Origin of the sequence: Paracoccus aestuarii (assembly GCF_028553885.1) — a bacterium.
GTDB classification, from domain to species: Bacteria; Pseudomonadota; Alphaproteobacteria; order Rhodobacterales; family Rhodobacteraceae; genus Paracoccus; species Paracoccus aestuarii.
Genome location: NZ_CP067169.1, coordinates 306,281 through 327,060, shown reverse-complemented (window position 1 = coordinate 327,060; position 20,780 = coordinate 306,281). Strand labels below are relative to the sequence as shown.

Sequence of the window (20,780 nt, the reverse complement as noted above, 5' to 3'; positions counted from 1 at the left end):
ACGGAACCTAAACGGAAAGCGATTCCAGCCGGTCGGCCAGCGACAGAAGGTCCGCCCAGGCATCGCGCTTGGCGGGCGGGTTGCGCAGCAGATAGGCGGGGTGGGTCATGGGGATGGCCGGACGGCCGAAGGCCTGCACCCATTGGCCGCGCAGGCGCAGGATGCCGCGCCGCTCGATCGCGGCCTGGCAGGCGATGTTGCCCATCAGCACGATGATCTGCGGATCGGCCAGCTCGACATGGCGGCGCAGAAAGGGCAGGCTCACGGCAATTTCATCGGGCTCGGGGTCGCGATTGCCGGGCGGGCGCCACGGCAGGACATTGGTGATATAGAGCCCGCGTTCCGCATCCACCGCATCCCGCGCCAGCCCGATCGCGCCGAACATGCGGTCCAGCATCTGGCCCGCGCGGCCGACAAAGGGGCGGCCCTGGCGGTCCTCCTCGTCGCCGGGCGCCTCGCCCAGGATCAGGATGCGGGCGCGGGGATCGCCATCGGCGAAGCAGAAATTCCGCGCGCCCTTCTTCAGGTCCAGCCCGTCGAAACCCTCCTGCGCAGCGGCCAGGTCGGCCAGGCTGGCGGCGGCGGCGGCCAGCCCCTCGGCCTCGGCCAGGCGGGCGGCCAGGTCGCCCTCGGCGCCCAAGGCCAGCGCGGGGGCGGGTTCCGGGGCGGGCGCCGCGGCGGGGCTGCGCGCGGGCAGCTCGAACCGGTCCAGGGGGGCGTCCAGCACCGGCAGGTCCGCGCCCATCTCGATCTGCCAGTCCAAGAGCGCTAGCGCCGTCTCGGCATCCAGCTCGAATCCCTGATAGCGCGGCGCCTCCATGCCCCTAATCCACGACCAGCATATAGCCGGTGCCGCGCACCGTCTGCAGAAAGCGCGGCTCGCGCGGGTCGGGCTCGATCTTGCGGCGCAGGCGGGTGATCTGGACGTCGATGGCGCGTTCGCCGCCCTCGGCCTCGTCGCCGCCGCGGCCCAGATCCTCGATCAGCTCGGACCGGCTGACGGGCTGGCCGCGGCTGGCGGCCAGGCGGCGCAGCAGCGCGGTTTCCGTGCCGGTCAGGCGCAAGGGCGCGTCGCCGTTCCACAATTCGCCCTTGTCCGTGTCGTATCGCAGCGCCCCGAGCGACAGGAATTTGGGGGGCGCCACCTCGGCCACGGGCACCCGGCGCAGGATCGCGCCGATCCGCAGCAACAGCTCGCGCGGCTCGAAGGGCTTGGGCAGGTAATCGTCGGCGCCGCTTTCCAGCCCGTTGATGCGGTCCTCGGTCTCGCCCTTGGCCGTCAGCAGCAGGATGGGCGTGTCCAGACGCTCGCGCAGGGCGCGGGTCAGGGCCAGCCCGTCCTCGCCCGGCATCATCACGTCCAGCACGATCAGATCGAATTCCAGCCCCGCCAGCAGCCGCCGCGCCTGCGCCGCGTCGCGCGCCATCGTCACCATATAGCCGTTCTTGCGCAGAAACCGCCCCAGAAGGGCGCGGATGCGTTCGTCGTCATCGACGACCAGCAGGTGACAATCGGGTGCGGTCATGGCGGCCTCAGCGGTCCTCGGGCAGATCCTTCAGGGCCTGATACTGTGCGCGGGTCTCGGGGTCCATCATCGCTTCCAGCACCTGCCGGAAACCGCTGACGGCCTGCGGCCCCGCCGCGCGATAGGCCGCCCGCATCCGCGCGCGCTGCGATTCCGACAGGCGGCGCTCCAGCGCGGTGCCCTTGGGGGTCAGGTGCAGCTGGCGTTCGCGCCGGTCGCGCCTGCCGATGCGGCTGTCCACCAGCCCGTCATCGATCAGCGTGCGCAGCACCCGGTTCAGCGATTGCTTGGTCACCCCCAGCACCGCCAGCAGCGAGGTCACCGTCAGGCCCGGATCGCGGTTGATGAAATGCAGCGCCCGGTGATGGGCGCGCCCGTAATCCAGATCGGCCAGGATCATGTCGGGATCGGCGGTGAAGGCGCGATAGGCGAAGAACATCGCCTCGATCCCGCGGCGCAGCTGGTCGTCGGTCAGGAACAGCAGATCCTCGCCCACCATGGCCTGCATCCGCGCCTTTTCCTGCATTGCGATCCCCGACATGGCCCGTCTCCCCGATATGGCAGCGTTGTTGACTTTCTAGGGCGTGATTGCTAGCCGTCAAGCATCTTGCGTAACAAACCGCCCTGTTCCGCCCCGACAGACGCAAGAAACGAACAACCGGGCGGGCGATGGAGACATATGATGCTGGCTTACGACGACCGCGACGGCAAGATCTGGATGGATGGAGAGCTTGTGGACTGGCGCGACGCCAAGGTGCATGTGCTGACCCATGCGCTGCATTACGCCAGCTCGGTCTTCGAGGGCGAACGCTGCTATGACGGCAAGATCTTCAAGGGCCACGAACATTCGCTGCGCCTGATCGAATCGGGCCGGCTGCTGGACATGCCCATCCCCTATTCCGCCGAGGAGATCGACGCCGCCAAGGAGGAGGTGCTGCGCGCCAACGGCTTCGCCAACGCCTATATCCGCGTCGTCGCATGGCGCGGGTCGGGGCCGGACATGGGCGTGTCGGCGGCGCGCAACCCGGTGCGCATGGCCGTCGCGGCCTGGGAATGGGGCAGCTATTACGGCGATGCCAAATGGCAGGGCGCGAAGCTGGACGTGGCCAAGTGGAAGCGCCCCAGCCCCGAAACCATCCCCACCGCCGCCAAGGCCGCCGGTCTCTACATGATCTGCACCATGTCCAAGCACGCGGCCGAGGCCAAGGGCTGTTCCGACGCGCTGTTCATGGATTGGCAGGGTTACGTCGCCGAGGCCACCGGCGCCAACATCTTCTTCGTCAAGGATGGCGAGATCCACACCCCCAAGGCCGACCGTTTCCTGAACGGCATCACCCGCCAGACCATCATCCAGATGCTGAAGGACAAGGGCTATGCCGTCCATGAACGCCGCATCCTGCCGGATGAACTGGAATCCTTCCAGGAATGCTGGCTGACCGGCACCGCGGCCGAGGTCACCCCGGTGGGCCAGATCGGCGACTGGCATTTCCAGGTCGGCCAGATCACCCGCGACGTGGCCGAAAGCTACGAGGCGCTGGTCCGCGCCTGACGGGCCATGGTTCGGGGCCGCCCTGCGCGGCGGCCCCGGGCCGTCACGCCTCGCGGCCCCGCGCGATGTCCAGATAGCGGCTGGCGCGGGTGGCGCCGTCGCGGTCCTTGGGGCGGGACAGCAGTTTCAGCACGGCCGGACCGGGCGCGGATTTGCGGTCCTGGTCCAGAAAGGCGCCGATGCGGGACGGGCCCCGCAGGCGCGGACGGTCGGCAAGATGACGGGTCATGTCGGCTCCTCCTTGGTCACGGGGCCAAGGATAGGGCCGATCCGGTCCGATTTGAACCCCCCGGTTTCGGCAAAGGCTCAGGCGGCCTTGATGCCTTGCGCCGCGGCCAGCACGGCATGCAGGGCCACCGGGTCGTCATTGGCGCGCAGCTTGGCGCGCAGGTCCTGGTCGCGCAGCGTGCGCGACACCAGGGCCAAGGCCTTCAGGTGATCAACGCCGCTGGTCTCCGGCGCCAGCAGGGCAAAGACCAGATCCACCGGCTGGCGGTCCACCGCGTCGAAATCCAGGGGCTTTTCCAGCCGCAGGAACAGCCCCGCGACCTTGTCCAGCCCGTGCAGCCGCGCATGGGGCAGCGCCACGCCCTGGCCCACGCCCGTCGGGCCCAGGCTCTCGCGTTCCTGCAGCGCGTCCAGCACCTCGGATGCGTTCAGCCCGTATTGCGAATGGGCCAGGTCGGCCAGTTCCTGGAACAGCCGCTTCTTCGACGTGACCTGCCCGAGCGAGCGCACCGCGCCGGGGCTGAGGATTTCTGCAAGTTGCATCGCGTCCAGTCTTTCCCAAACTCTGCGCCCCCGGACAGGCGTCCGGGGGCGGCATCCGATCCGGCGTCAGACGCGGCGGCGATCAGCCATTGCCGCGCGGGTCGATCCAGCCCACATTGCCGTCGTCGCGGCGGTGGACGACGTTGACGCCGCCATGTTTCTCGTTGCGGAACACCAGCAGCGGGCTGCCGGACAGTTCCATATGCATCACCGCATCCCCCACCGACAGGGTGGGCACGCGGCTTTCCATCTCGGCGATGATGATCGGCTCCAGGCTGCCGCCCTGCGATTCCGCGTCATCATCCTCGGGGGCCAGCACATAGCTGTCGGCCTGGCCAAAGACAACAGGCTCGGCATGGTCCTTGTGGTGATCCTTGAGACGGCGCTTGTAGCGGCGCAGCTGCTTGTCCATCTTTTCGCGGCAGGCCTCGAAGGCGGCATAGATGTCGGTCGCGCTGCCCCGGGCGGCGACGGTCATGCCGCTGGACAGATGCACGGTGGCGTCGCACAGGAACTGGTGGGCGTCTTTCGAGAAGGTCACCGCCGCATCGGTCGGGCGTTGGGAATACTTCTCCAAGGTCTCGCCCATTTCGGATTTCACATGCGTGCTCAACGCATCTCCGACATCGATGTGTTTTCCGCTGATGGTGTAGCGCATCGTCACTCCTCTCCGGTTGCCCGCCGCCGCGATGCAGACCCGGGGGCCGGCAAGGGCGAAGGCGGGTATGTGCGGGACGCCATCTGCGCACCCGCATATCTCGATTTGGTGACAGTGCGCGGCATCTGTCAACGGGCCACACGGGCCCGTGACCGATTCAGCCCAAGGTGAAGCCTTCGCCCAGATAGACCTCGCGCACGCGGGGATCGGCCACGATCTGGTCGGTCGAACCCGACATCAGCACATGCCCGTCATGCAGGATATAGGCGCGATCGACGATGCCCAAGGTCTCGCGCACGTTGTGATCGGTGATCAGCACGCCGATGCCGCGCGATTTCAGGGCGTGGACCAAGGTGCGGATCTCGCCCACGGCGATGGGGTCGACGCCCGCGAAGGGTTCGTCCAACAGCAGGAAGGACGGATCGGACGCCAGGCAGCGCGCGATCTCGGCCCGCCGGCGTTCGCCCCCCGACAGGGCCAGGGCCGATGCGCCGCGCAGATGGGTGATCGAGAAATCGGCCAGCAACTCCTCCAGCCGGTCGCGCCTGTGGCGCGGATCGTCCAGCGCGACCTCCAGCACGGCCATGATGTTCTGTTCGACTGACAGGCCGCGAAAGATCGACATCTCCTGCGGCAGATAGCCGATGCCCATGCGCGCGCGGCGGAACATCGGCAGGCGCGTCACGTCGCGCCCGTCGATGGCGACCCGGCCCGCATCCGGCGTGACCAGCCCCGCGATGCAGTAGAAACAGGTCGTCTTGCCCGACCCGTTCGGCCCCAGAAGCGCCACGACCTCGCCGCGCTGCAGCCGCACCGACACGTCGCGGATGACGGGGCGGTTGCGATAGGACTTGCGCAGCCCCTCGACGACCAGCCCCTGGCCGCCCGGCGTGGCGGCGGCGCGGCGCATCAGGGCGTCCCCGGCTGCAGGACCGACCGCACCCGACCCTCGACCCGGGCCGATCCGGTGGCCAGATCGACCGTCACCCGGTCCCCGGCCAGCACGTTGCGCCCTTGGGTCAGCAGCACGTCGCCGGTCAGCAGGACCGTGCCCGCTTCCACGTCATAGACCGCCTGCTGCGCCTCGGCCGCGTCGGGCCCCGATACCAGCGTCACGTCGCCGGTCGCGGTCATGCGGCTGATGCGGTCCTGGCCGCCGGTGGCGTAATCGACGGTGACCTCCTCTGCGCTCAGGCGCATCTCGCCCTGGCCGATCACGACATTGCCGGTGAACAGCGCGCTGCCGTCGGACTGATCGACGGTCAGATTGTCGGCCGAGACCTCGACCGGGGCGGAAAGATCGGCCCGCATCCCGCCGAAGGCCAGGTTCTGGGCCAGGACCGGCGCGGGCAGCGCCAGGGTCAGGGCAAGGATCAGGGGGCGCAGGGTCATGGCGGCCTTCGCTTGGGGGGTTTCAAGGCTGGTATATCAGACGCACGCCGTCCGAGAAATTCAAGATCGCCGGATCGCTGTCGGGCGCCGACGGCGCCAGCATCATCCGCCCGGCGGTGATCCGCCCGAAGGGCGCGGTCGCATCGACCCCGTTCAGGGCGCGGATCTCGGACCGGGCGGTCTCGGCCTCCAGGTCGGGGGCGTCCAGGCGCCAGCCGCTGGAGGTGGTCATCCGCACCCCGCCCTCCAGCCGCAGGACCCCGTCCCCGGCCCCGCCCGCGGGGGCGGTGACCCGGGCCGACAGCCCGTCGGGCCGCAGCCAGTCCAGCTGCAGCGCGCCCGCCTGCCCGCCGCCGGGGGTCGGCATGGCACGGTCCGCGCGCAGCGTCACCTGCGCGCCGTCATCGGTCACGCCGCTATATTCGGGCGCCAGGATGCGGCTGTCGCGGGCGGCGGCCTGGGCGTCCACCTCGGCATAGGGGATGCGCGATTCCACATCCGACCCGCGCGAGAACAGGAACATCGTCGACAGCAGCACCAGCGCCAGCAGCGGCAGCACCACCTGCAGCCAGCGGACGATGCGGGTGCGGTTCATCTCAGACCAGCCCGGCGCGCAGGCAGTCATGGATATGCAGGATGCCGCGGGGCATGCCGTCCTCGACCGCGAACAGGCAGGTGATCTTGCGATCCTGCATCTGGGCCAGCGCGGCCTCGGCCAGGGCGCCCGGCGCGATGGTGCGCGGCGCGGGGGTCATCACGGCGGCGGCGTCCAGATCCAGCAGCCCCTGCATGTGGCGCCGCAGGTCGCCATCGGTGATGATGCCCACCAGCGCGCCCGCACCATCGACGACGCCGGTCACGCCATAGCCCTTCTGGCTGATGACCAGCAGCGCCTCGGACATGGGGGCGTGCTCTGCCACCAAGGGCAGATCGGTATGCATCAGGTCGCCCACCTTGGCCAGCAGCGCCCCCAGCTTGCCGCCGGGATGAAAGGTGCGGAAATGTTCGGGGGTAAATCGGCGATGCTCCATCAGCGCGACGGCCAGCGCATCGCCCAAGGCCAGCGTCATGGTGGTCGAGGTCGTGGGCACGATCCCGTTGCCGCAGGCCTCGGGGGCTGCGGGCAGGACCAGCCCCAGATCGGCCTGGCGCATCAGCGTCGATTGCGGCCGCGCCGCCACCCCGATCAGCGGGATGGAAAAGCGCCGCGTATGGGCGATCAGGTCGGCCAGTTCCGGCGTCTCGCCGCTGTTGGACAGGACCAGCGCCAGGTCGTCGCGGGTCACCATGCCCAGATCGCCATGGCTGGCCTCGGCCGGATGGACGAATTGCGCGGGCGTCCCGGTCGAGGCCAGCGTCGCCCCGATCTTGCGCCCCACATGGCCCGACTTGCCCATGCCCGACACGATCACCCGACCGCGCACCGCCAGGATCATCTCGACCGCGCGCGAGAATTCATCGCCAAGGCCCGCCGACAGGGCCTCCAGCCCCGCCACCTCGACCCCGATTACCCGCCGCGCCGTCTCGATGTAATCCGCCACGCTCCGCCCTTCTCCGTTGTCCAAATACCCATGTCCCGCCTCAGTGGCGGAAGATGTCTCCCTCATCCGCCCAGCCCAACAGGTCCAGATGGGCGCGCGCTGGCAGAAAGTCAAAGCAGGCCTGCGCCAGACCAAGCCGGTTCTCGCGCTTCAGGCGCTCCTCCAGCGCCTCCTTCAGCTTGTGCAGGTGCAGCACATCCGATGCCGCATATTCCAGCTGGGCGTCCGACAGATCCGCCGCGCCCCAATCGCTGGTCTGCTGCTGCTTGCTGACATCGACGCCGACCAATTCGTTCAGCAGCACCTTCAGCCCGTGCCGGTCGGTGAAGGTCCGCACCAGCCGGGACGCGATCTTGGTGCACCAGACGGGCGAGGTGACGACGCCGAAGGCATTCTCCAGCGCGGCAATGTCGAAGCGGCCGAAATGGAACAGCTTCAACACCTTGGGGTCGGTCAGCAGTTTCGTCAGGTTCGGGGCCTCGGTCTGGCCGCGGTCGATCTGGACCAGATGCGCATCCCCGTCCCCCGACGAGATCTGCACCAGGCACAGCCGGTCGCGGCGCGGGTCGAGACCCATCGTCTCGGTGTCGATGGCCACGACCGGACCCAGGTCCAGATCCTCGGGCAGGTCGTTGGGATACAGGTGGATACTCATGACGGTTCCGGCCTCCGGCTGGCTGGGGCGGCCCGGGTGTCGGGGCCGCGGGATTTGCCCCCCTTCCACCAGAAACCCGCGCCCCGATCCAGCGGAAACCGCCCGAAGCCCCCGTCACAGCCGCGTCAGGCGGGGCCGCCTCACTCGGCCGCCCAGACCAGGGGGGCGGGATCCTCGCGATGGGCAAAGCGCAGTAGGTGGCTTTCCAGAACCTCGCGCAGACGGTCGCCGTCGCCCGCGCTGTCGGCCTCCAGCGCGATGTGCAGCACGCCGTCGCTGGCGCGCAGCACCGCCAGCCCGGTGCCGAAATCAAGAACCGCGTGATCGCCGCGATCGGCGACGGGGATCTTGTGGCCGAAATGCTTGCACATCGTGCCCATCAGCGCCTCGGCGCGTTCGGATGCATAGGCGGTGGTCAGGATCATGGGGCCTCCTCGGGGCGTTTTGCGTCTTGTGCAAAATCGCGGCCAAACCTGTCAACGCCATTTCCGACAAAAAGCCCCCGGTATTCTTGCCACCGACGCCCGGCCGCGCTAAGCCCGTGCCGCGTGAAGCCATCACCCCAGCCACACGCAGAGCCTGACATCGAAAGGATCTGCCATGCTGAAACCGCTTCTGCCGCTGGTGCTGGCCACCACCCTGGCCACCCCTGCCCTGGCCCAGCCCCTGTCCATCCCCACCGCCCAAGGCCCGGTCACGGTGGAGGCGAACCCCGCCACCATCGCCGTCTATGACATGGCGGCGCTGGATACGCTGCTGGCCTTGGGGGTGATGCCCGCCGCCACGATCGACCCGATCCAGGTCCCCGAACTGGCCCGGGCCGCCCGGTCCGCCCGCCCCGTCGGCACGCTCTTCGAGCCGGATCTGGAGGCCTTGGCCGCGCTGGCCCCCGATCTGGTGATCGTGGGCGGGCGGTCCTCGGTCCAGCTGGGCGCGGTGTCGAACGTGGCCCCGGCCATCGACATGACCCTGGGCGCCGACCTTCTGGCGGATGCGCGGCTGCGCATCGACGGCTATGGCGCGCTCTTTGGCCGCGAGGACGAGGCCCGCGCCCTGAACGCCGCCCTGGACGACCGGCTGGAGCGGCTGCGCGACGCCGCCCAAGGCAAGGGCGACATGCTGATCGTGATGACCAACGGCACGCGCATGTCAGCCTATGGCGCGCAGTCGCGATTCGGCTGGATCTTCGACGCGACCGGGCTGGAGGAGGCCGTGCCCGGGCTCGACAATGCCAATCACGGCCAAGCGATCAGCCATGAATTCATCGCCCAGGCCGATCCCGACTGGCTGGTCGTCGTGGACCGCGCCGCCGCCATCGGCGAGACCGCCCCCGACGCGCTGCAGACGCTGCGATCGGACCTGGTCGCGGGCACGACCGCCTGGCGCCAGGATCAGGTCGTCGTGCTGGATCCGGGCCAGACCTATATCTCGGCCGGCGGCTATTCGGCGCTGGAGGGCACGCTGGACCGCCTGATCGCGGCCTTTTCCGGCGACGCGCCGGCCTGATCCATGCGCCCCCTGCCCGCCCTGTCGATCGCCCTGGCGGCCCTGATGCTGGCCAGCCTGGGGATCGGCGCCGCCAGCATCCCCGTCACCGCCGCCCTGCGCGACCCGCAGGCGGCGCTGGTCCTGATGGAATCGCGCCTGCCGCGCAGCCTGTCCGTGGCCCTGACCGGGGCGGCGCTGTCGGTGGCGGGCGCGCTGATCCAGATCCTGGTCAGGAACCGCTTCGTCGGTCCCGACACATCCGGCACGGCCGAGGGCGCGGCCCTGGGCCTGCTGGCCGTCACCATCCTGGCGCCCGCCAGCCCGATCTGGCTGCGCATGATCGCGGCCAGCGTCGCGGCGATGGCCACGACCATGCTGTTCCTGACCCTGATCCGCCGCCTGCCCGCGCGCGAGGTGATGCTGGTCCCCATCGCGGGCCTGGTCCTGTCGGGCGTGCTGGGATCGGTGGTCACCTTCATCGGCTGGCAGACGGACCTGATGCAATATGTCGGCAGCTGGCTGATGAGCGGCGAGTTCTCGGGCGTGATCTCGGGGCGCTACGAGCTGTTGTGGCTGGCCGCCGGGGCGGCGGGGCTGGCATGGTTCGCGGCCGACCGCTTCGCCATCCTGGCCTTGGGCGATCAGGTGGCCACGGGGCTGGGCCTGTCGGCGCGATCGGTGATGCGGCTCGGCATGGCGGTGGCCTCGGTGGTGACCGCCATGGTGGTGACGACGGTGGGAATGATCCCCTTCGTGGGGCTGGTCGTGCCCAACATGGTCGCCCGCGTGATGGGCGACGACCTGCGCCGCAGCCTGCCGGTCATCGCCCTGTCGGGGGCGGTGCTGGTCCTGGCCTGCGACCTGATCGGGCGGCTGGTCATCCACCCCTACGAGCTGCCGGCGGGGCTGATCCTGGGCATCCTGGGGGCGGGGCTGTTCCTGGTCCTGCTGCATCGGGGACCGGCCCATGGATAGCGTGCTGACCGCCCGGCACCCGGCCCTGCGCGGGCCCGGCGCGATGCTGGCGGGGCTGGGGGTGATCCTGGCGGCGCTGGCGGGGCTGTGGATGGTTCAGGGGCTGGGCCCCGGCAATCGCGCCTTCCTGCTGGAGCTGCGGGCCGCCAAGCTGGCCGCGCTGGTCATCGTGGCCACCGCCATCGGCACCGCCACGATCCTGTTCCAGACCGTCGCCGCGAACCGGGTGCTGACGCCCTCGATCATGGGCTTCGACGCGCTTTATGTGCTGCTGCAGACGGCGCTGGTCGCCTCGATCGGCGGATCGGGGCTGGCGGCCCTGCCCGCCGCCCCCCGCTTCGCCGCCGAGATCGCGCTGATGACCGCGCTGGCGGCGGTCCTGTTCGGGACGCTCTTGCTGCGCGGGGCGCGCGACGTGCCGCGGATGATCCTGACCGGGGTGATCCTGGGGGTGATGTTCCGCTCCGTCTCGGGGTTTCTGGGGCGGGTGATGGATCCCAACGAATATGCCGTCGTCCAGGCCGTCAGCTTCGCCAGCTTCAACCGGGTCGAGACCGCGCTGCTGCCCCATGCGGGCCTGGCGACCGCCGTGGCGCTGGTCCTGGCATGGCGGCTGTCGCGGCGGCTGGACGTGCTGGCGCTCGGCCGCGATCCGGCGCTGTCCTTGGGCCTGCCCCATGCGCGGGTGCTGATCGCGGCGCTGGCCTTGGTGGCGGTGCTGGTCTCGGTCTCGACGGCGCTGGTGGGGCCGGTGGCCTTCTTCGGGCTGATCGTGTCGGGCCTGGCGCATGGTCTGATGCGGGATGCGCGCCATGCCGTCCTGCTGCCCGCCAGCGCGCTTCTGGCCGCGATCCTGCTGGTCGGGGGGCAATGGCTCTTCGAGCGTCAGCTGGGCCAGGCCGCCACCCTGTCGGTGGTGGTGGAATTCGCGGGCGGGCTGTTCTTTCTCTATCTGCTGGTAAAGGGGCGCATCCGATGATCCGCATCGAGGGGCTGGACCACCGGATCGGCACGGCGCCGATCCTGCACGACATCACCACGACCCTGCCCCAAGGGCGGCTGACCGCGCTGATCGGCCCGAACGGGGCGGGGAAATCGACCCTGCTGCGCCTGGTCGGCCGGTTGGAGCCGATCCGCCGTGGCCGTATCACGGTGGACGGGCTGGACGTGGCCGCGACCCCCACGGACCGGCTGGCGCGGCAGATGGCGATCCTGGGCCAGCAGACCGCCATCGCCAGCCGCCTGCGGGTCGAACAGCTGGTGGCCTTCGGGCGCTGGCCGCATCACAAGGGCCGTGCGGGCCCGCGCGACCGGGCGATCACCGCCCGCGCCTTGGCCGCCTTCGATCTGACGCCGCTGGCCCACCGCTTCCTGGACGAGCTGTCGGGCGGTCAGGCGCAGCGCGCCCATATCGCGATGGCCTTCGCCCAGGACACGCCCTGGCTGCTGCTGGACGAGCCTCTGAACAACCTCGACATGGCCCATGCGCGGGCCCTGATGACCCGGCTGCGCGATCTGGTGGATGCCCAAGGCCGCAGCGTCGCCATGGTCGTGCACGAGGTGAACTATGCCGCCGCTTGGGCCGATCACGTCATCGCCATGAAGCAGGGGCGCATCCTGGCCGAGGGGCCGCCCGACCGGGTGCTGACCGAACAGGTCCTCTCGGCGCTCTATGACACGCCGGTGGCGGTGGGGCGGCATCTGGACCGCCCGCTGGTCCTGCACCACGCCTGATGGGGCCGGGACCCGCGGGGACGCAGTCCCCGGCGCGCGGCGCCCCTTCGATGGGGGCGTCGCGCGCTGCCCGCCTCAGCGGGGGGCGATCGTGATCGGCAGGTCGAACTGATAGCTGGCCGCGTCCAGCCCGGCGGGCGCGCCGGGACAGCGCCCGGCGCGCTGCGCCGCCGACACCGCCGCCGCGTCGATCTCGGCCACCCCGAGGATGACCGCAGCCCCACCCCCGGATCGTCCCGCCTTGCGCCACATCCAGCGCCAGGACCGCCCGTCCCCCTGCCGCAGCCCGCGCGGTGCGGGCGCGCGGCGCTGGATGCAGGCGGCCACCTGCGCCCCCATTGCCGCAGCGCATCGGCGCGCTGCGCCGCGCTGGCCCCGCCGCCGCCGCTGGCGCTCTGCGCCTGCTGGCCGCCCGCACCCGCCTGCCGGGCCTGCGCCTGAGGCGCGGCAGGCGGCGTCTCGGCCCTCGGTGCCTCGGCTCTCGGTGCCTCGGCCCGCGGCGCGGCCTGACGCGCAGGTTCGGGCTGGCGGCGCGCAGGCCGCGCCTCGGGCCGCGCCGAGGCTGCCAAGGCCAAACTCGGTTCCGGCTCCGCCTCCGGTTCCGGCATGGGCTCCGGCTCGGGGGCAGGCTCCGGCTCGGGAACGGGGGCGGGCAGATCGGGCGCCGCCTCGGGGGTGCCATCGGCTCGGGCAGGCTCAGGTCCGGCATCTCGGGCGGCGGGGGCGCCATCTCGGGCGGCGAGATCTCGGGCTGGGCGGGCTCGGGGGCCGTCATCGCCGGGGCAGCGACAGTGACGGCGACGGGCGGGGCGTCCCAGGCCTCGACCATGGCCCGGATCTCCTCGCCGCCGGCAGCCAGGGCGGGGGCCGCCTCGGGGCCCGGCACCGGCGCGCCGCGCGTCACCCCCTCGGGCAGCAGAACCCCCGCGGCCGAGACCATCAGCGCCCCCGCCATGGTCACGAAGCCCGCCATCTCGGCTGTGCGGCGCAGACGCATGAGCTCAGCCCCCGATCACAACCAGCCGCGCGCCCGCGGGCGTCGCGGCGCGCAGGCGCGCCAGCAGCCCCGCCAGAACCGCGGCGGGCAGGGCCGCATCGGCGCGGATCTCGACCGGGCCGGGATCCGGGCGGGCGGCGATGGCGTCCCAGACCGCCTCGCCCCGCGCGTCGCCCCAAGCCAGGCTGCCGTCGGGGCCGACGAACAGCGCCTCGACCCCGTCCGAGGCGACGGGCGACTGCCCCTCCGGCGGGGTCAGGGGAAAGGGCACGGGCCGCGCGATCTGGGCCGTCAGCAGAAAGAAGATCAGCAGCAGGAACACCACGTTGATCATCGGGATGATCGATTCGCCGCGCGGGCGCCGGGGGGGCATGTCGATGCGCATGGCCTATTCCACCAAGATCAGGGTGCCGACCCCGCCCGCCCGCAGCAGGTCCATCACCGCCACCAGCCGCTGCAGGTCGGCGCCGTCGCGCGGGCGCAGGATCACCGGCGCATCCGCATCGGGCATCAGCGCCGCGACCGCATCGGCCAGCGCCTTGGGCGCAACGGGGCCGCCGTTCAGCGCCAGCCCGTCGGGCGCGATGTCCACCAGCCGGGGCGGGCCCTGCCAGTCGCCGCCGCCGCCCGTCGCCGCACCCTGGATCGGCAGCACCGCATCCATCCCGAAGCGCGAGGCCAGCATGAAGAAGATCAGCAGCAGGAAGACCACGTCGATCATCGGCGTCAGCGACATGCGCCGCGCGCGCCGGGGCGCGCCCAGATCAATGGCCGGGATCACGCCGCGGCCTCGGCCAGATGCGGGCGGGGCGCCGCGCGGGGGGCGACGAAGATGCGCGTCGCCAGATCCTCCAGATCCGATTGCAGCCGGTCCGACAGGCTCTCGAACCAGGACAGGGCGACGCCCGCCGGGATGGCCACCGCCATGCCCGCGGCGGTGGTCAGCAGCGCCTCCCAGATGCCGCCGGCCAGGTCCGAGGGATTGGCCTGGTTCCCCGCCGTCTGCAGCACCTGGAATGCCGCGATCATGCCCAGCACCGTGCCCAGCAGGCCCAGCAGCGGCGCGATCGTGGCGATCAGCTCCAACGCGCGCAGCCCCTCGCGCGCGCGATAGAGGGCTTGGCGCGCGATGCGGGCGGTCTCCTCGCGCGCGGCGGCCTCGTCGAAACGGGCATCCATCGAGGTGCCGATCGCGGCCTGCACCACCCGCGCCCGGGCCGAGGGGCGCCCCATCACCTGCGCCAGTGCATCGGCCCAGCGGCCGCGGCCCCACAGATCGACGGCGCGGCGCGAATGGCGCCCGCCCCACAGGCCCATGCGCCACAGCGACCAGACCTTCCACAGGATCACCGCCAGCAGGATCACGGCCAGGGCGGCGATCAGCCACATCGTCCAGCCGCCCCCCTGGATCAGCCCGATCACGGGCAGGCCGGCAAGGGCGGAGAGGGTGTCGGTCATGGCGGGGCCTTCGGGTCGCTGCGGGATTTGCGCCGCCCTAGCAAGCCTGACGAAAGAAGTCAAGATTACCCGCCCTTGCCCCCGCCCCGCCCCTGCCCCACCATGGCGCGATGACGCCCGAACGCCCCCGCGATGATCCTGGCCGGAGGCCGCGCCACCCGCATGGCGGGGCGCGACAAGCCGCTGCTGCCCTTGGGCGGGCGGCCGCTGCTGGCGCATATCCTGGACCGGCTGCGTCCGCAGGCGGGGGCGCTGGCGCTGAACGCGAATGGCGATCCGGCCCGGTTCGCGGAATTCCGCCTGCCGGTCCTGGCCGACAGCCTGCCCGACCGGCCCGGCCCCTTGGCGGGCGTGCTGGCGGCGATGGATTGGGCCGCGTCGATCGGCGCGGATCACGTGCTGACGGTGGCGGGCGATTCGCCTTGCCCCCCCGCCGATCTGGCCGCGCGGCTGGCGGCGGGGCGGGGGCCGCAGGGGCTGGCCATCGCCGCCAGCGCGGGGCCCCAACAGGGCGGGCCGCCGCGCGATCACCCGACCTTCGGGCTGTGGCCCGTGGCGCTGCGCCCGGCGCTGGCCCGCGCCCTGGCCGCGGATCGGCGGCGGATGCGCGATTTCACCCAGGCCCATCAGGCGGGGCTGGTCCTGTGGGCGGGCGATCCCTTCGCCAATATAAACACCCCCGAGGACCTGGCCCGGGCCGAGGCGCGGCTTGCCGGTCTTTGACCGCATCCTGATCGTCGACTGGTCGGCATCGGGCCGCCCCAAGCGCGGGCGCGATTCCCTGTGGCTGGGCGATGCCACGGGCGCGCGCGACAACCCCGCCACCCGGGCCGAGGCCTTTGCGCTGATCCGGCGGGCCGTCGCGGGGGGCGGGCGGCTGCTGATCGGGGTGGACGTGGCCTTTGGCCATCCCGACGGGCTGGTCCAGGCGGTGACGGGGCAGGGCTCGGCGCTGGCGCTGTGGGACTGGCTGGCGGCGCGGCATCGCGACGACGACCGCAATGCCAGCACCTGGCGCGACCAGGCGGCGCTGATGAACCGCATCCTGGGCCGCCCGGCCTTCTGGGGGGACGTGCGGCGGCTGCCCACGCCGGACCTGCCGCGCAGGCGGCCCCCGGACCCGCCGCTGCCGCCGCTGCGCGCCACGGACCGGCCCATGCCGGGTGCGCGGCCCAAATCCCCCTTTCAGACGGCCGGCGCAGGCGCCGTCGGCGCCCAGAGCCTGACCGCCATCCCCTGGCTGAACCGGTTGCGCGCGGATCCCGTCATCGCCGTCTGGCCGTTCCAGCCGATCCGCGATGCCCGGGTGGTGCTGGCCGAGGTCTATCCCTCGATGATGGGGATCACCCTGCGCGACCGGCCGGGCCATCCCTGCCTGGACGCGATGCAGGTGACCGAGCTGGCGCGCGTACTGGCCCGGCTGGATGCCCGCGACGCGCTGGCGGGGATGCTGCGCCCCGACCCGGCCCTGCCCCCGTCCGAGGGCCAGATCCTGGGCGATCCGGACGTCATCCGGGCGGAGGCGCGGTGGACTGGCCGATGACCAGCTCGGCCTCCAGCAGCTCCTGCACGGGTTCGGTACGGCGCCCGGTGATGGCGTCGATCAGCAGTGCCGCCGCCCGTTCCCCCGCCCGCCGCACGGGCGATCGCATGGCGCTGAAGACCGGCACCGCATCGCGATTGGCGTAATAGGACAGGTCGTCGTCGAAGGTCAGCACCGACAGGTCCCGGCCGATGCGCAGGCCCATCTCCTCGGCGGCCTGGCGCACGCCGGTCGCCACCATCGTCGCCGCACAAAGGATCGCCGTCGGCCGCTCCGCCAGCCCCAGCATCCGCCGCGCCCCGCCATAGCCTTGGGCCACGGTCATCTCGGCGCTGGACATCAGCGCGGGGTCGGGGCTCAGCCCGGCCTCGCGCAGGGCGGCCAGGTATCCGTCGCGGCGGCGGCGGGCGAAATCCAGCGTCTCGTCCCCGTTCAGGATGGCGATGCGGCGATGGCCCAGCTGGATCAGGAACTGGGCGGCGCGGTGAAAGGCGCGCTGGTTGTTCACGTCGACCCAGCTATAGGGGCCCTGATGTCCCGTCACCCGCCCATGCACCACATAGGGCAGCCCGATCCGGTCCAAGAGCGCCGGGCGCGGGTCGTCATGGCGCGGGAACTGGACGATCACGCCCCCGATCAGCCCCTTGGAGGCCAGCGCCCGATAGGCGGCGGGCTGGTCGTCATGGGGGACCACGGTCAGGTTGATCTCGAACCGGCGGCGGGCGCATTCCTCGCCCACCCCGGCCAGGAAATCGGCATAGATCGGGTTCACGATCTCGTTCTGGCCGCCGATGGGGATGACGCAGCCGATCGTGTCGGGATGGCCCATGGCCAGGGTGCGGGCATGGGCGTTGGGCTGGTATCCGTGCTGGCGGGCGGCGGCGACCAGGCGGGCGCGGGTGGCCTCGTTCACCTCGGAATGGCCGTTCAGCGCGCGGCTGACGGTCGTGGGCGACATGCCCACCAGCTTTGCAAAATCCTTCAGCTTCATCCCCGCCCCGCCCCTGCCACCGGGTGCAGACCTTGCCCCAGAATCCCGCCCCGAGGCAAGTTCGCCCGCAGGAACGACGCGCCCCGCCGCGCGTTGACCCGTCACCACCCCGAAACCGAGAGGCCCCCATGATCCCGGACCGCATCCTGTCCATCCTGGTGCTGACGGCGGCGGTGGCCTTCGCGGCCTCGCCGGTGATCTTTCCCGAATTCGCGGGCTATGACCCCGACCTGTTCCCGATCCGCCAGGACGATCCCCCGGTCCAGCCGGCGGGCTGGGCCTTCTCCATCTGGGGGGTGATCTATGCCTGGCTGATCCTGGGGGCGGGATATGGCCTATGGCGCCACGCCGATGACGCGGGCTGGCGGGCGATGCGCCTGCCGCTGCTGGCCAGTCTGGCGATCGGGTTCTTCTGGATCCCGGTGGCGAACCGGATGCCGGGCCTGGCCACGATCATGATCCTGGGGATGCTGGCCACCGCGGTCGCGGCGATGCTGCGCGCGGGCCGTGACGCGCCATGGTGGCAGGGGCGGCCGGTGGCGCTCTATGCCGGGTGGCTGACGGCGGCCTCGGGCGTGTCGGTGGGGATCTGGCTGGCGGGGTTCGGCTATCTGGGTCCGCAGGCGGCGGCGATCCTGGCCTTGGTCGCGGTGACGGGCCTGGCGCTGGCGGTGCAGGCGCGCAGGCCGGGCGAATGGGCCTATCCGGTGGCGGTGATCTGGGCCTTGGCGGGGGTCGTGGCGCAGAACTGGCGTCCGGGGAACTGGACCGTCATCGCGCTGGCGGTGATCGGGACGGCTGCGCTGTCCGGTCGCATCCTGGCGAATCGCCGCGCATCCCATCATGCCCCCGCATCCGAACGAGGTCGGCCATGAAACGACGCGTCTTTTTGTCCCTCGCCACCGCCATCGGCGCCCTGGGTCTGGCCCCGGCGCGGGCCGCGGATCAGCCCAGCTTTACCTTCCCCTCGGTCGACGGGGGCGATTACGACACCGCCCAGTGGCGGGGGCGGCCGGTCCTGGTGGTGAACACCGCATCGCTTTGCGGCTTTTCCGGCCAGCTGCGCGAGATGCAGGCCCTGCATGAGGCCCAAGGGCCGGGCGGGCTGGTGGTGCTGGCCGTGCCGTCCAACGATTTCAACCAGGAACTGGCCAGCGGCGCCGAGGCGCGCGATTACTGCCAGATGGAATACGGGCTGACCCTGCCGATGACCGACATCCTGCCCGTGGCCAAGGGGCAGGTGCATCCCTTCTATGCCTGGGTGCGGCAGCAGACGGGCTTCGTGCCGAAATGGAACTTCAACAAGGTGCTGCTGGGACCGGACGGGCGGATCCTGGGCACCTGGGGGTCCTTCACCAAGCCGGGCGGCCCACAGATCCGCGCGGCCCTCGGCTGATCACCACGGCACGACCTGACCCTTCCAGTCGCAGAAACCGCCGCTGTCCTCGGGCGTCAGGGTGTCGATGACGGCCAGCAGGGCCTCGGCGCTGCGCTCGGGCGTGATGGTCGGGTGGCGGGCGGCGTATTTGCGGGTCAGGGGCGTTTCCACCGTGCCGGGATGCAGGGCGATCAGGATCGCGTGGCGGTTCCGGCGCCGCCATTCGATCGCCGCGGTATGCAGGATCTGGTTCTGCGCCGCCTTGGCCGCGCGATAGGATACCCAGCCCCCCAGCCCGTTATCCCCGATCGAGCCCACCCGCGCCGACAGGCTGGCCAGCACCGAGCGCCGATCCCGCGCCAGAAGCGGCGCGAAATCCCGCAGGACCAGTGCCGGGCCGATGGCGTTCAGCGCGAATTGCGCGGCCATGGCCTGGGGATCCACGGCATCCATGGTCTTTTCCGGCTGATGGCCGTCGATGACCAGCGCGCCGGTGGCGTTCACGATCAGGTCGAAATCGCGGCCCTTCAGGCGGGCGGCGTGGTCGGCGACCGTCTCGGGGCGGGTCAGGTCCAGCCCGTCCTCGCGGCGCGACAGGGTGGTGACATCGGCCCCCTGCCCCCGCAGCCGCGACGCCAGTGCCGCGCCGATGCCGCCCGAGGCGCCGATGATCAGGGCCTTGGTCATGATTTCAACCTCTCATTGGCCTCCAGCGCCCGTGCCCGGCCTTGGGCCAGGCTCAGCGCCGGTTCGGGCCGGTCATCGGTCACCGACCAGGACCGGGGCGCGGCGGCGGCGAAGAGGCGCGCGCCCTCGCCCTTCAGCCAATGATCCCGGTATCGCGCCTTGCCGTCGAACTTCTCGCCCTGCGTGTCGGGGTTGAAGATCCGGAAATAGGGCGAGGCATCCGGCCCGCAGCCCGCCACCCATTGCCAGTTCATCGCATTCGAGGCCGCGTCCCAATCGGTCAGGCAATGCCGGAACCAGTCCAGGCCCACCCGCCAATCGGTCAGCAGATGCTTGGTCAGATAGCTGGCGGTGATCATCCGCACCCGGTTGTGCATCCGCCCCGTGGCGTAAAGTTCACGCATGCCGGCATCGACCATGGCGATCCCGGTGCGGCCCTGCCGCCAGGCCTCGGCATCCCCATTGTCCGACCGCCAAGGGAAGCGATCCCATTCCTCGCGCCAGCAGCGGCGGTCCATGGCGGGAAAGTCGTGCATCAGCTCGCGCGCGAATTCGCGCCAGCACAGTTCCGACAGAAAGGCCTCGATCCCTTGGCGCCCCTCGTGCAGGCCGGGGGCGGCGCGGGCCCAGATGCGGCGGGGGCTGATCTCGCCCACGGCCAGCGCATCGGAGAGGGCCGAGGTCGCCTCCTTCCACGGCAGGTCGCGGTCGGGCTTGTAGCCCTCCAGCCCGGCATCCAGGAATTCCTCCAGCCGGTCCAAGGCGGCATCCTCGCCCGCGCGGATCTGGGGGGCCAGCACGTCCCAGCCCCAGTCCATCGCGGCCCTCGCCTCGGGCCAGTCGGTGCCGTCGCTGGCGGGCCAGTCCTCGGGCGATGACAGGCGCGGCGCGTCCAAGGGCGGGGCGATGTCCTGCTGGCGCACCGCCTTCCAATAGGGCGAGAAGACCTTGTAGATCCCCCCCGACCCCGTCCGGACCGCGCCGCGCCCGACCAGATCGGCGGGCGGATGCAGGCACAATTCCGCGCCGCCCCGCTGGCAGGCCGCCTCCAGCCCGTCATCGGAGGCGAAGGGGAACCCTTCGGTCGTGTGGACATGGCTGGCGCCGGTCTGGCGGGCGATGTCTTCCAGCACCTGGGCGGGATCGCCGCGCCGGACGATCAGGCGGCTGTGGCGGGAATGCAGCGCGGCCTCCAGCCGGGGCAGCGCCATGGCCTGACGCTGCGCACTGGCGGGGGCGGCCTGCGCCTCGGCCGGGTCCAGGATCACCAGGGGAATCACCGCTCCCTGGGCCGCGGCGGCCACCAGCGCGGGGTGGTCGTCCAGCCGCAGCACGCGCCGGAACCAGCAGATCACCGTCATCCCAATCCTCCTGTCTTGCCCTGCATCACGCGTCAGCAGACGGAAAGTTTCATGCCCTTCGCGCATCGCCAAGGGA

General features: G+C 71.2%; 28 protein-coding genes. 9 read left to right on the top strand and 19 right to left on the bottom strand.

Translation table 11 applies throughout. The annotated features are described in order from the left end of the window. Positions 1–7: 7 nt before the first annotated feature. From JHW48_RS01635 to JHW48_RS01625, 3 genes are read right to left on the bottom strand one after another with little or no spacing between them, the layout of a single operon-like run. Complete coding sequence (locus JHW48_RS01635) at positions 8–820, bottom strand: uracil-DNA glycosylase (protein WP_272835703.1); 813 nt, start codon at positions 818–820, stop codon at positions 8–10. A gap of 4 nt (positions 821–824) precedes the next feature. Continuing rightward, a complete protein-coding gene (locus JHW48_RS01630; RefSeq protein WP_119887325.1) occupies positions 825–1,526 on the bottom strand; it encodes a response regulator in 702 nt (233 codons plus the stop codon). Between the two features lie 7 nt (positions 1,527–1,533). Next, complete coding sequence (locus tag JHW48_RS01625; RefSeq protein WP_240637941.1) at positions 1,534–2,067, bottom strand: MarR family winged helix-turn-helix transcriptional regulator; 534 nt, start codon at positions 2,065–2,067, stop codon at positions 1,534–1,536. A 141-nt stretch (positions 2,068–2,208) separates the two neighbouring features. On the opposite strand from JHW48_RS01625, the gene JHW48_RS01620 reads away from it, so the two are divergent. Further along, on the top strand, positions 2,209–3,075 hold the full coding sequence (locus tag JHW48_RS01620; protein ID WP_419182407.1) for a branched-chain amino acid aminotransferase: 867 nt from the start codon (positions 2,209–2,211) through the stop codon (positions 3,073–3,075). Positions 3,076–3,118: 43 nt separating this feature from the next. Here JHW48_RS01620 and JHW48_RS01615 read toward each other — a convergent pair whose 3' ends face one another. The 9 genes from JHW48_RS01615 to JHW48_RS01575 form a co-directional block, all read right to left on the bottom strand. After that, positions 3,119–3,304 (bottom strand): hypothetical protein, encoded by a 186-nt coding sequence (locus JHW48_RS01615; RefSeq protein WP_119887327.1) that lies wholly within the window; start codon positions 3,302–3,304, stop codon positions 3,119–3,121. A gap of 77 nt (positions 3,305–3,381) precedes the next feature. Continuing rightward, positions 3,382–3,846, bottom strand: coding sequence for a PTS sugar transporter subunit IIA (locus tag JHW48_RS01610; RefSeq protein WP_119887328.1), 465 nt, complete (start codon positions 3,844–3,846; stop codon positions 3,382–3,384). A gap of 82 nt (positions 3,847–3,928) precedes the next feature. Beyond that, a complete protein-coding gene (gene hpf, locus JHW48_RS01605; protein ID WP_119887329.1) occupies positions 3,929–4,504 on the bottom strand; it encodes a ribosome hibernation-promoting factor, HPF/YfiA family in 576 nt (191 codons plus the stop codon). A gap of 157 nt (positions 4,505–4,661) precedes the next feature. Further along, on the bottom strand, positions 4,662–5,414 hold the full coding sequence (lptB, locus tag JHW48_RS01600; RefSeq protein WP_119887330.1) for an LPS export ABC transporter ATP-binding protein: 753 nt from the start codon (positions 5,412–5,414) through the stop codon (positions 4,662–4,664). Beyond that, positions 5,414–5,896: a lipopolysaccharide transport periplasmic protein LptA gene (gene lptA, locus JHW48_RS01595; RefSeq protein WP_119887331.1), complete on the bottom strand. Its 483-nt coding sequence runs from the start codon at positions 5,894–5,896 to the stop codon at positions 5,414–5,416. The genes lptB and lptA overlap by 1 nt, the downstream gene beginning before the upstream one ends. A gap of 22 nt (positions 5,897–5,918) precedes the next feature. Then, on the bottom strand, positions 5,919–6,491 hold the full coding sequence (locus JHW48_RS01590; RefSeq protein ID WP_119887332.1) for a hypothetical protein: 573 nt from the start codon (positions 6,489–6,491) through the stop codon (positions 5,919–5,921). Between the two features lies 1 nt (position 6,492). Further along, positions 6,493–7,437, bottom strand: a complete 945-nt coding sequence (locus JHW48_RS01585; protein WP_240637942.1) for a KpsF/GutQ family sugar-phosphate isomerase — start codon at positions 7,435–7,437, stop codon at positions 6,493–6,495. A gap of 40 nt (positions 7,438–7,477) precedes the next feature. After that, positions 7,478–8,092 carry a ribonuclease D gene (locus tag JHW48_RS01580; protein ID WP_119887334.1) on the bottom strand — a complete coding sequence of 205 codons (615 nt, stop codon included), beginning with the start codon at positions 8,090–8,092 and terminating at the stop codon, positions 7,478–7,480. A 140-nt stretch (positions 8,093–8,232) separates the two neighbouring features. After that, on the bottom strand, positions 8,233–8,517 hold the full coding sequence (locus JHW48_RS01575) for a DUF2218 domain-containing protein (protein WP_119887335.1): 285 nt from the start codon (positions 8,515–8,517) through the stop codon (positions 8,233–8,235). Between the two features lie 175 nt (positions 8,518–8,692). Here JHW48_RS01575 and JHW48_RS01570 point away from each other — a divergent pair, with 175 nt between their 5' ends. The 4 genes from JHW48_RS01570 to JHW48_RS01555 are packed head-to-tail and all read left to right on the top strand — an operon-like array spanning position 8,693 to position 12,289. Next, positions 8,693–9,598: a siderophore ABC transporter substrate-binding protein gene (locus tag JHW48_RS01570; RefSeq protein ID WP_119887336.1), complete on the top strand. Its 906-nt coding sequence runs from the start codon at positions 8,693–8,695 to the stop codon at positions 9,596–9,598. Between the two features lie 3 nt (positions 9,599–9,601). After that, positions 9,602–10,555, top strand: coding sequence for an iron chelate uptake ABC transporter family permease subunit (locus tag JHW48_RS01565; RefSeq protein ID WP_119887337.1), 954 nt, complete (start codon positions 9,602–9,604; stop codon positions 10,553–10,555). Positions 10,556–10,598: 43 nt separating this feature from the next. Next, positions 10,599–11,534, top strand: coding sequence for an iron chelate uptake ABC transporter family permease subunit (locus JHW48_RS01560; protein WP_119887340.1), 936 nt, complete (start codon positions 10,599–10,601; stop codon positions 11,532–11,534). After that, positions 11,531–12,289, top strand: a complete 759-nt coding sequence (locus JHW48_RS01555) for an iron ABC transporter ATP-binding protein (protein WP_119887338.1) — start codon at positions 11,531–11,533, stop codon at positions 12,287–12,289. The genes JHW48_RS01560 and JHW48_RS01555 overlap by 4 nt, the downstream gene beginning before the upstream one ends. Before the next feature lie 75 nt (positions 12,290–12,364). On the opposite strand, the gene JHW48_RS01550 is transcribed toward JHW48_RS01555, so the two are convergent. From JHW48_RS01550 to JHW48_RS01535, 4 genes are all read right to left on the bottom strand, one after another. Next, positions 12,365–12,616 (bottom strand): hypothetical protein, encoded by a 252-nt coding sequence (locus tag JHW48_RS01550; protein WP_272835700.1) that lies wholly within the window; start codon positions 12,614–12,616, stop codon positions 12,365–12,367. A gap of 674 nt (positions 12,617–13,290) precedes the next feature. Next, positions 13,291–13,671: an ExbD/TolR family protein gene (locus tag JHW48_RS01545; protein WP_119887940.1), complete on the bottom strand. Its 381-nt coding sequence runs from the start codon at positions 13,669–13,671 to the stop codon at positions 13,291–13,293. 3 nt (positions 13,672–13,674) lie between these two features. Next, entirely contained in the window at positions 13,675–14,022 is a 348-nt protein-coding gene (locus tag JHW48_RS01540) for an ExbD/TolR family protein (RefSeq protein WP_119887942.1), read from the bottom strand. A 41-nt stretch (positions 14,023–14,063) separates the two neighbouring features. Next, positions 14,064–14,744, bottom strand: coding sequence for a MotA/TolQ/ExbB proton channel family protein (locus JHW48_RS01535; RefSeq protein ID WP_119887941.1), 681 nt, complete (start codon positions 14,742–14,744; stop codon positions 14,064–14,066). Positions 14,745–14,876: 132 nt separating this feature from the next. On the opposite strand from JHW48_RS01535, the gene mobA reads away from it, so the two are divergent. Together mobA and JHW48_RS01525 are read left to right on the top strand one after the other, a co-directional pair. Then, the gene (gene mobA / locus JHW48_RS01530; protein WP_240637795.1) at positions 14,877–15,467 is read left to right on the top strand and encodes a molybdenum cofactor guanylyltransferase MobA; all 591 of its coding nucleotides are present in this window, start codon (positions 14,877–14,879) and stop codon (positions 15,465–15,467) included. Beyond that, positions 15,454–16,287 carry a molybdopterin guanine dinucleotide synthesis gene (locus JHW48_RS01525; protein ID WP_119885777.1) on the top strand — a complete coding sequence of 278 codons (834 nt, stop codon included), beginning with the start codon at positions 15,454–15,456 and terminating at the stop codon, positions 16,285–16,287. The genes mobA and JHW48_RS01525 overlap by 14 nt, the downstream gene beginning before the upstream one ends. Here JHW48_RS01525 and JHW48_RS01520 read toward each other — a convergent pair. After that, positions 16,253–17,278 carry a LacI family DNA-binding transcriptional regulator gene (locus JHW48_RS01520; protein ID WP_119885778.1) on the bottom strand — a complete coding sequence of 342 codons (1,026 nt, stop codon included), beginning with the start codon at positions 17,276–17,278 and terminating at the stop codon, positions 16,253–16,255. The genes JHW48_RS01525 and JHW48_RS01520 overlap by 35 nt on opposite strands. Positions 17,279–17,406: 128 nt before the next feature. Between JHW48_RS01520 and JHW48_RS01515 the strand changes: the two genes are divergently transcribed. Together JHW48_RS01515 and JHW48_RS01510 are read left to right on the top strand one after the other, a co-directional pair. Continuing rightward, positions 17,407–18,153, top strand: coding sequence for a TspO/MBR family protein (locus JHW48_RS01515; RefSeq protein ID WP_119885779.1), 747 nt, complete (start codon positions 17,407–17,409; stop codon positions 18,151–18,153). Next, positions 18,150–18,674, top strand: coding sequence for a glutathione peroxidase (locus JHW48_RS01510; protein ID WP_119885780.1), 525 nt, complete (start codon positions 18,150–18,152; stop codon positions 18,672–18,674). The genes JHW48_RS01515 and JHW48_RS01510 overlap by 4 nt, the downstream gene beginning before the upstream one ends. Here JHW48_RS01510 and JHW48_RS01505 read toward each other — a convergent pair whose 3' ends face one another. Both JHW48_RS01505 and JHW48_RS01500 read right to left on the bottom strand, forming a co-directional pair. After that, entirely contained in the window at positions 18,675–19,343 is a 669-nt protein-coding gene (locus JHW48_RS01505) for an SDR family NAD(P)-dependent oxidoreductase (protein ID WP_119885781.1), read from the bottom strand. It lies immediately after the preceding gene. Beyond that, positions 19,340–20,704, bottom strand: coding sequence for a cryptochrome/photolyase family protein (locus JHW48_RS01500; RefSeq protein ID WP_119885782.1), 1,365 nt, complete (start codon positions 20,702–20,704; stop codon positions 19,340–19,342). Before JHW48_RS01500 ends, JHW48_RS01505 begins: the two co-directional genes overlap by 4 nt. Between the last annotated feature and the right edge of the window lie 76 nt (positions 20,705–20,780).

Excerpts from the sequence above, each read along its gene's own strand:
- JHW48_RS01625 (WP_240637941.1), bottom strand. The coding sequence starts at position 2,067 with ATGTCGGGGATCGCAATGCAGGAAAAGGCGCGGATGCAGGCCATGGTG.
- JHW48_RS01520 (WP_119885778.1), bottom strand. The coding sequence starts at position 17,278 with ATGAAGCTGAAGGATTTTGCAAAGCTGGTGGGCATGTCGCCCACGACC.
- JHW48_RS01620 (WP_419182407.1), top strand. The coding sequence starts at position 2,209 with ATGCTGGCTTACGACGACCGCGACGGCAAGATCTGGATGGATGGAGAG.
- JHW48_RS01570 (WP_119887336.1), top strand. The coding sequence starts at position 8,693 with ATGCTGAAACCGCTTCTGCCGCTGGTGCTGGCCACCACCCTGGCCACC.
- JHW48_RS01610 (WP_119887328.1), bottom strand. The coding sequence starts at position 3,846 with ATGCAACTTGCAGAAATCCTCAGCCCCGGCGCGGTGCGCTCGCTCGGG.
- JHW48_RS01540 (WP_119887942.1), bottom strand. The coding sequence starts at position 14,022 with ATGTCGCTGACGCCGATGATCGACGTGGTCTTCCTGCTGCTGATCTTC.
- JHW48_RS01575 (WP_119887335.1), bottom strand. The coding sequence starts at position 8,517 with ATGATCCTGACCACCGCCTATGCATCCGAACGCGCCGAGGCGCTGATG.
- hpf (WP_119887329.1), bottom strand. The coding sequence starts at position 4,504 with ATGCGCTACACCATCAGCGGAAAACACATCGATGTCGGAGATGCGTTG.
- JHW48_RS01515 (WP_119885779.1), top strand. The coding sequence starts at position 17,407 with ATGATCCCGGACCGCATCCTGTCCATCCTGGTGCTGACGGCGGCGGTG.
- JHW48_RS01565 (WP_119887337.1), top strand. The coding sequence starts at position 9,602 with ATGCGCCCCCTGCCCGCCCTGTCGATCGCCCTGGCGGCCCTGATGCTG.
- JHW48_RS01505 (WP_119885781.1), bottom strand. The coding sequence starts at position 19,343 with ATGACCAAGGCCCTGATCATCGGCGCCTCGGGCGGCATCGGCGCGGCA.
- JHW48_RS01545 (WP_119887940.1), bottom strand. The coding sequence starts at position 13,671 with ATGCGCATCGACATGCCCCCCCGGCGCCCGCGCGGCGAATCGATCATC.
- lptB (WP_119887330.1), bottom strand. The coding sequence starts at position 5,414 with ATGCGCCGCGCCGCCGCCACGCCGGGCGGCCAGGGGCTGGTCGTCGAG.
- JHW48_RS01500 (WP_119885782.1), bottom strand. The coding sequence starts at position 20,704 with ATGACGGTGATCTGCTGGTTCCGGCGCGTGCTGCGGCTGGACGACCAC.
- JHW48_RS01590 (WP_119887332.1), bottom strand. The coding sequence starts at position 6,491 with ATGAACCGCACCCGCATCGTCCGCTGGCTGCAGGTGGTGCTGCCGCTG.
- lptA (WP_119887331.1), bottom strand. The coding sequence starts at position 5,896 with ATGACCCTGCGCCCCCTGATCCTTGCCCTGACCCTGGCGCTGCCCGCG.
- JHW48_RS01510 (WP_119885780.1), top strand. The coding sequence starts at position 18,150 with ATGAAACGACGCGTCTTTTTGTCCCTCGCCACCGCCATCGGCGCCCTG.
- JHW48_RS01555 (WP_119887338.1), top strand. The coding sequence starts at position 11,531 with ATGATCCGCATCGAGGGGCTGGACCACCGGATCGGCACGGCGCCGATC.
- JHW48_RS01635 (WP_272835703.1), bottom strand. The coding sequence starts at position 820 with ATGGAGGCGCCGCGCTATCAGGGATTCGAGCTGGATGCCGAGACGGCG.
- JHW48_RS01535 (WP_119887941.1), bottom strand. The coding sequence starts at position 14,744 with ATGACCGACACCCTCTCCGCCCTTGCCGGCCTGCCCGTGATCGGGCTG.
- mobA (WP_240637795.1), top strand. The coding sequence starts at position 14,877 with ATGATCCTGGCCGGAGGCCGCGCCACCCGCATGGCGGGGCGCGACAAG.
- JHW48_RS01580 (WP_119887334.1), bottom strand. The coding sequence starts at position 8,092 with ATGAGTATCCACCTGTATCCCAACGACCTGCCCGAGGATCTGGACCTG.
- JHW48_RS01630 (WP_119887325.1), bottom strand. The coding sequence starts at position 1,526 with ATGACCGCACCCGATTGTCACCTGCTGGTCGTCGATGACGACGAACGC.
- JHW48_RS01615 (WP_119887327.1), bottom strand. The coding sequence starts at position 3,304 with ATGACCCGTCATCTTGCCGACCGTCCGCGCCTGCGGGGCCCGTCCCGC.
- JHW48_RS01560 (WP_119887340.1), top strand. The coding sequence starts at position 10,599 with ATGCTGGCGGGGCTGGGGGTGATCCTGGCGGCGCTGGCGGGGCTGTGG.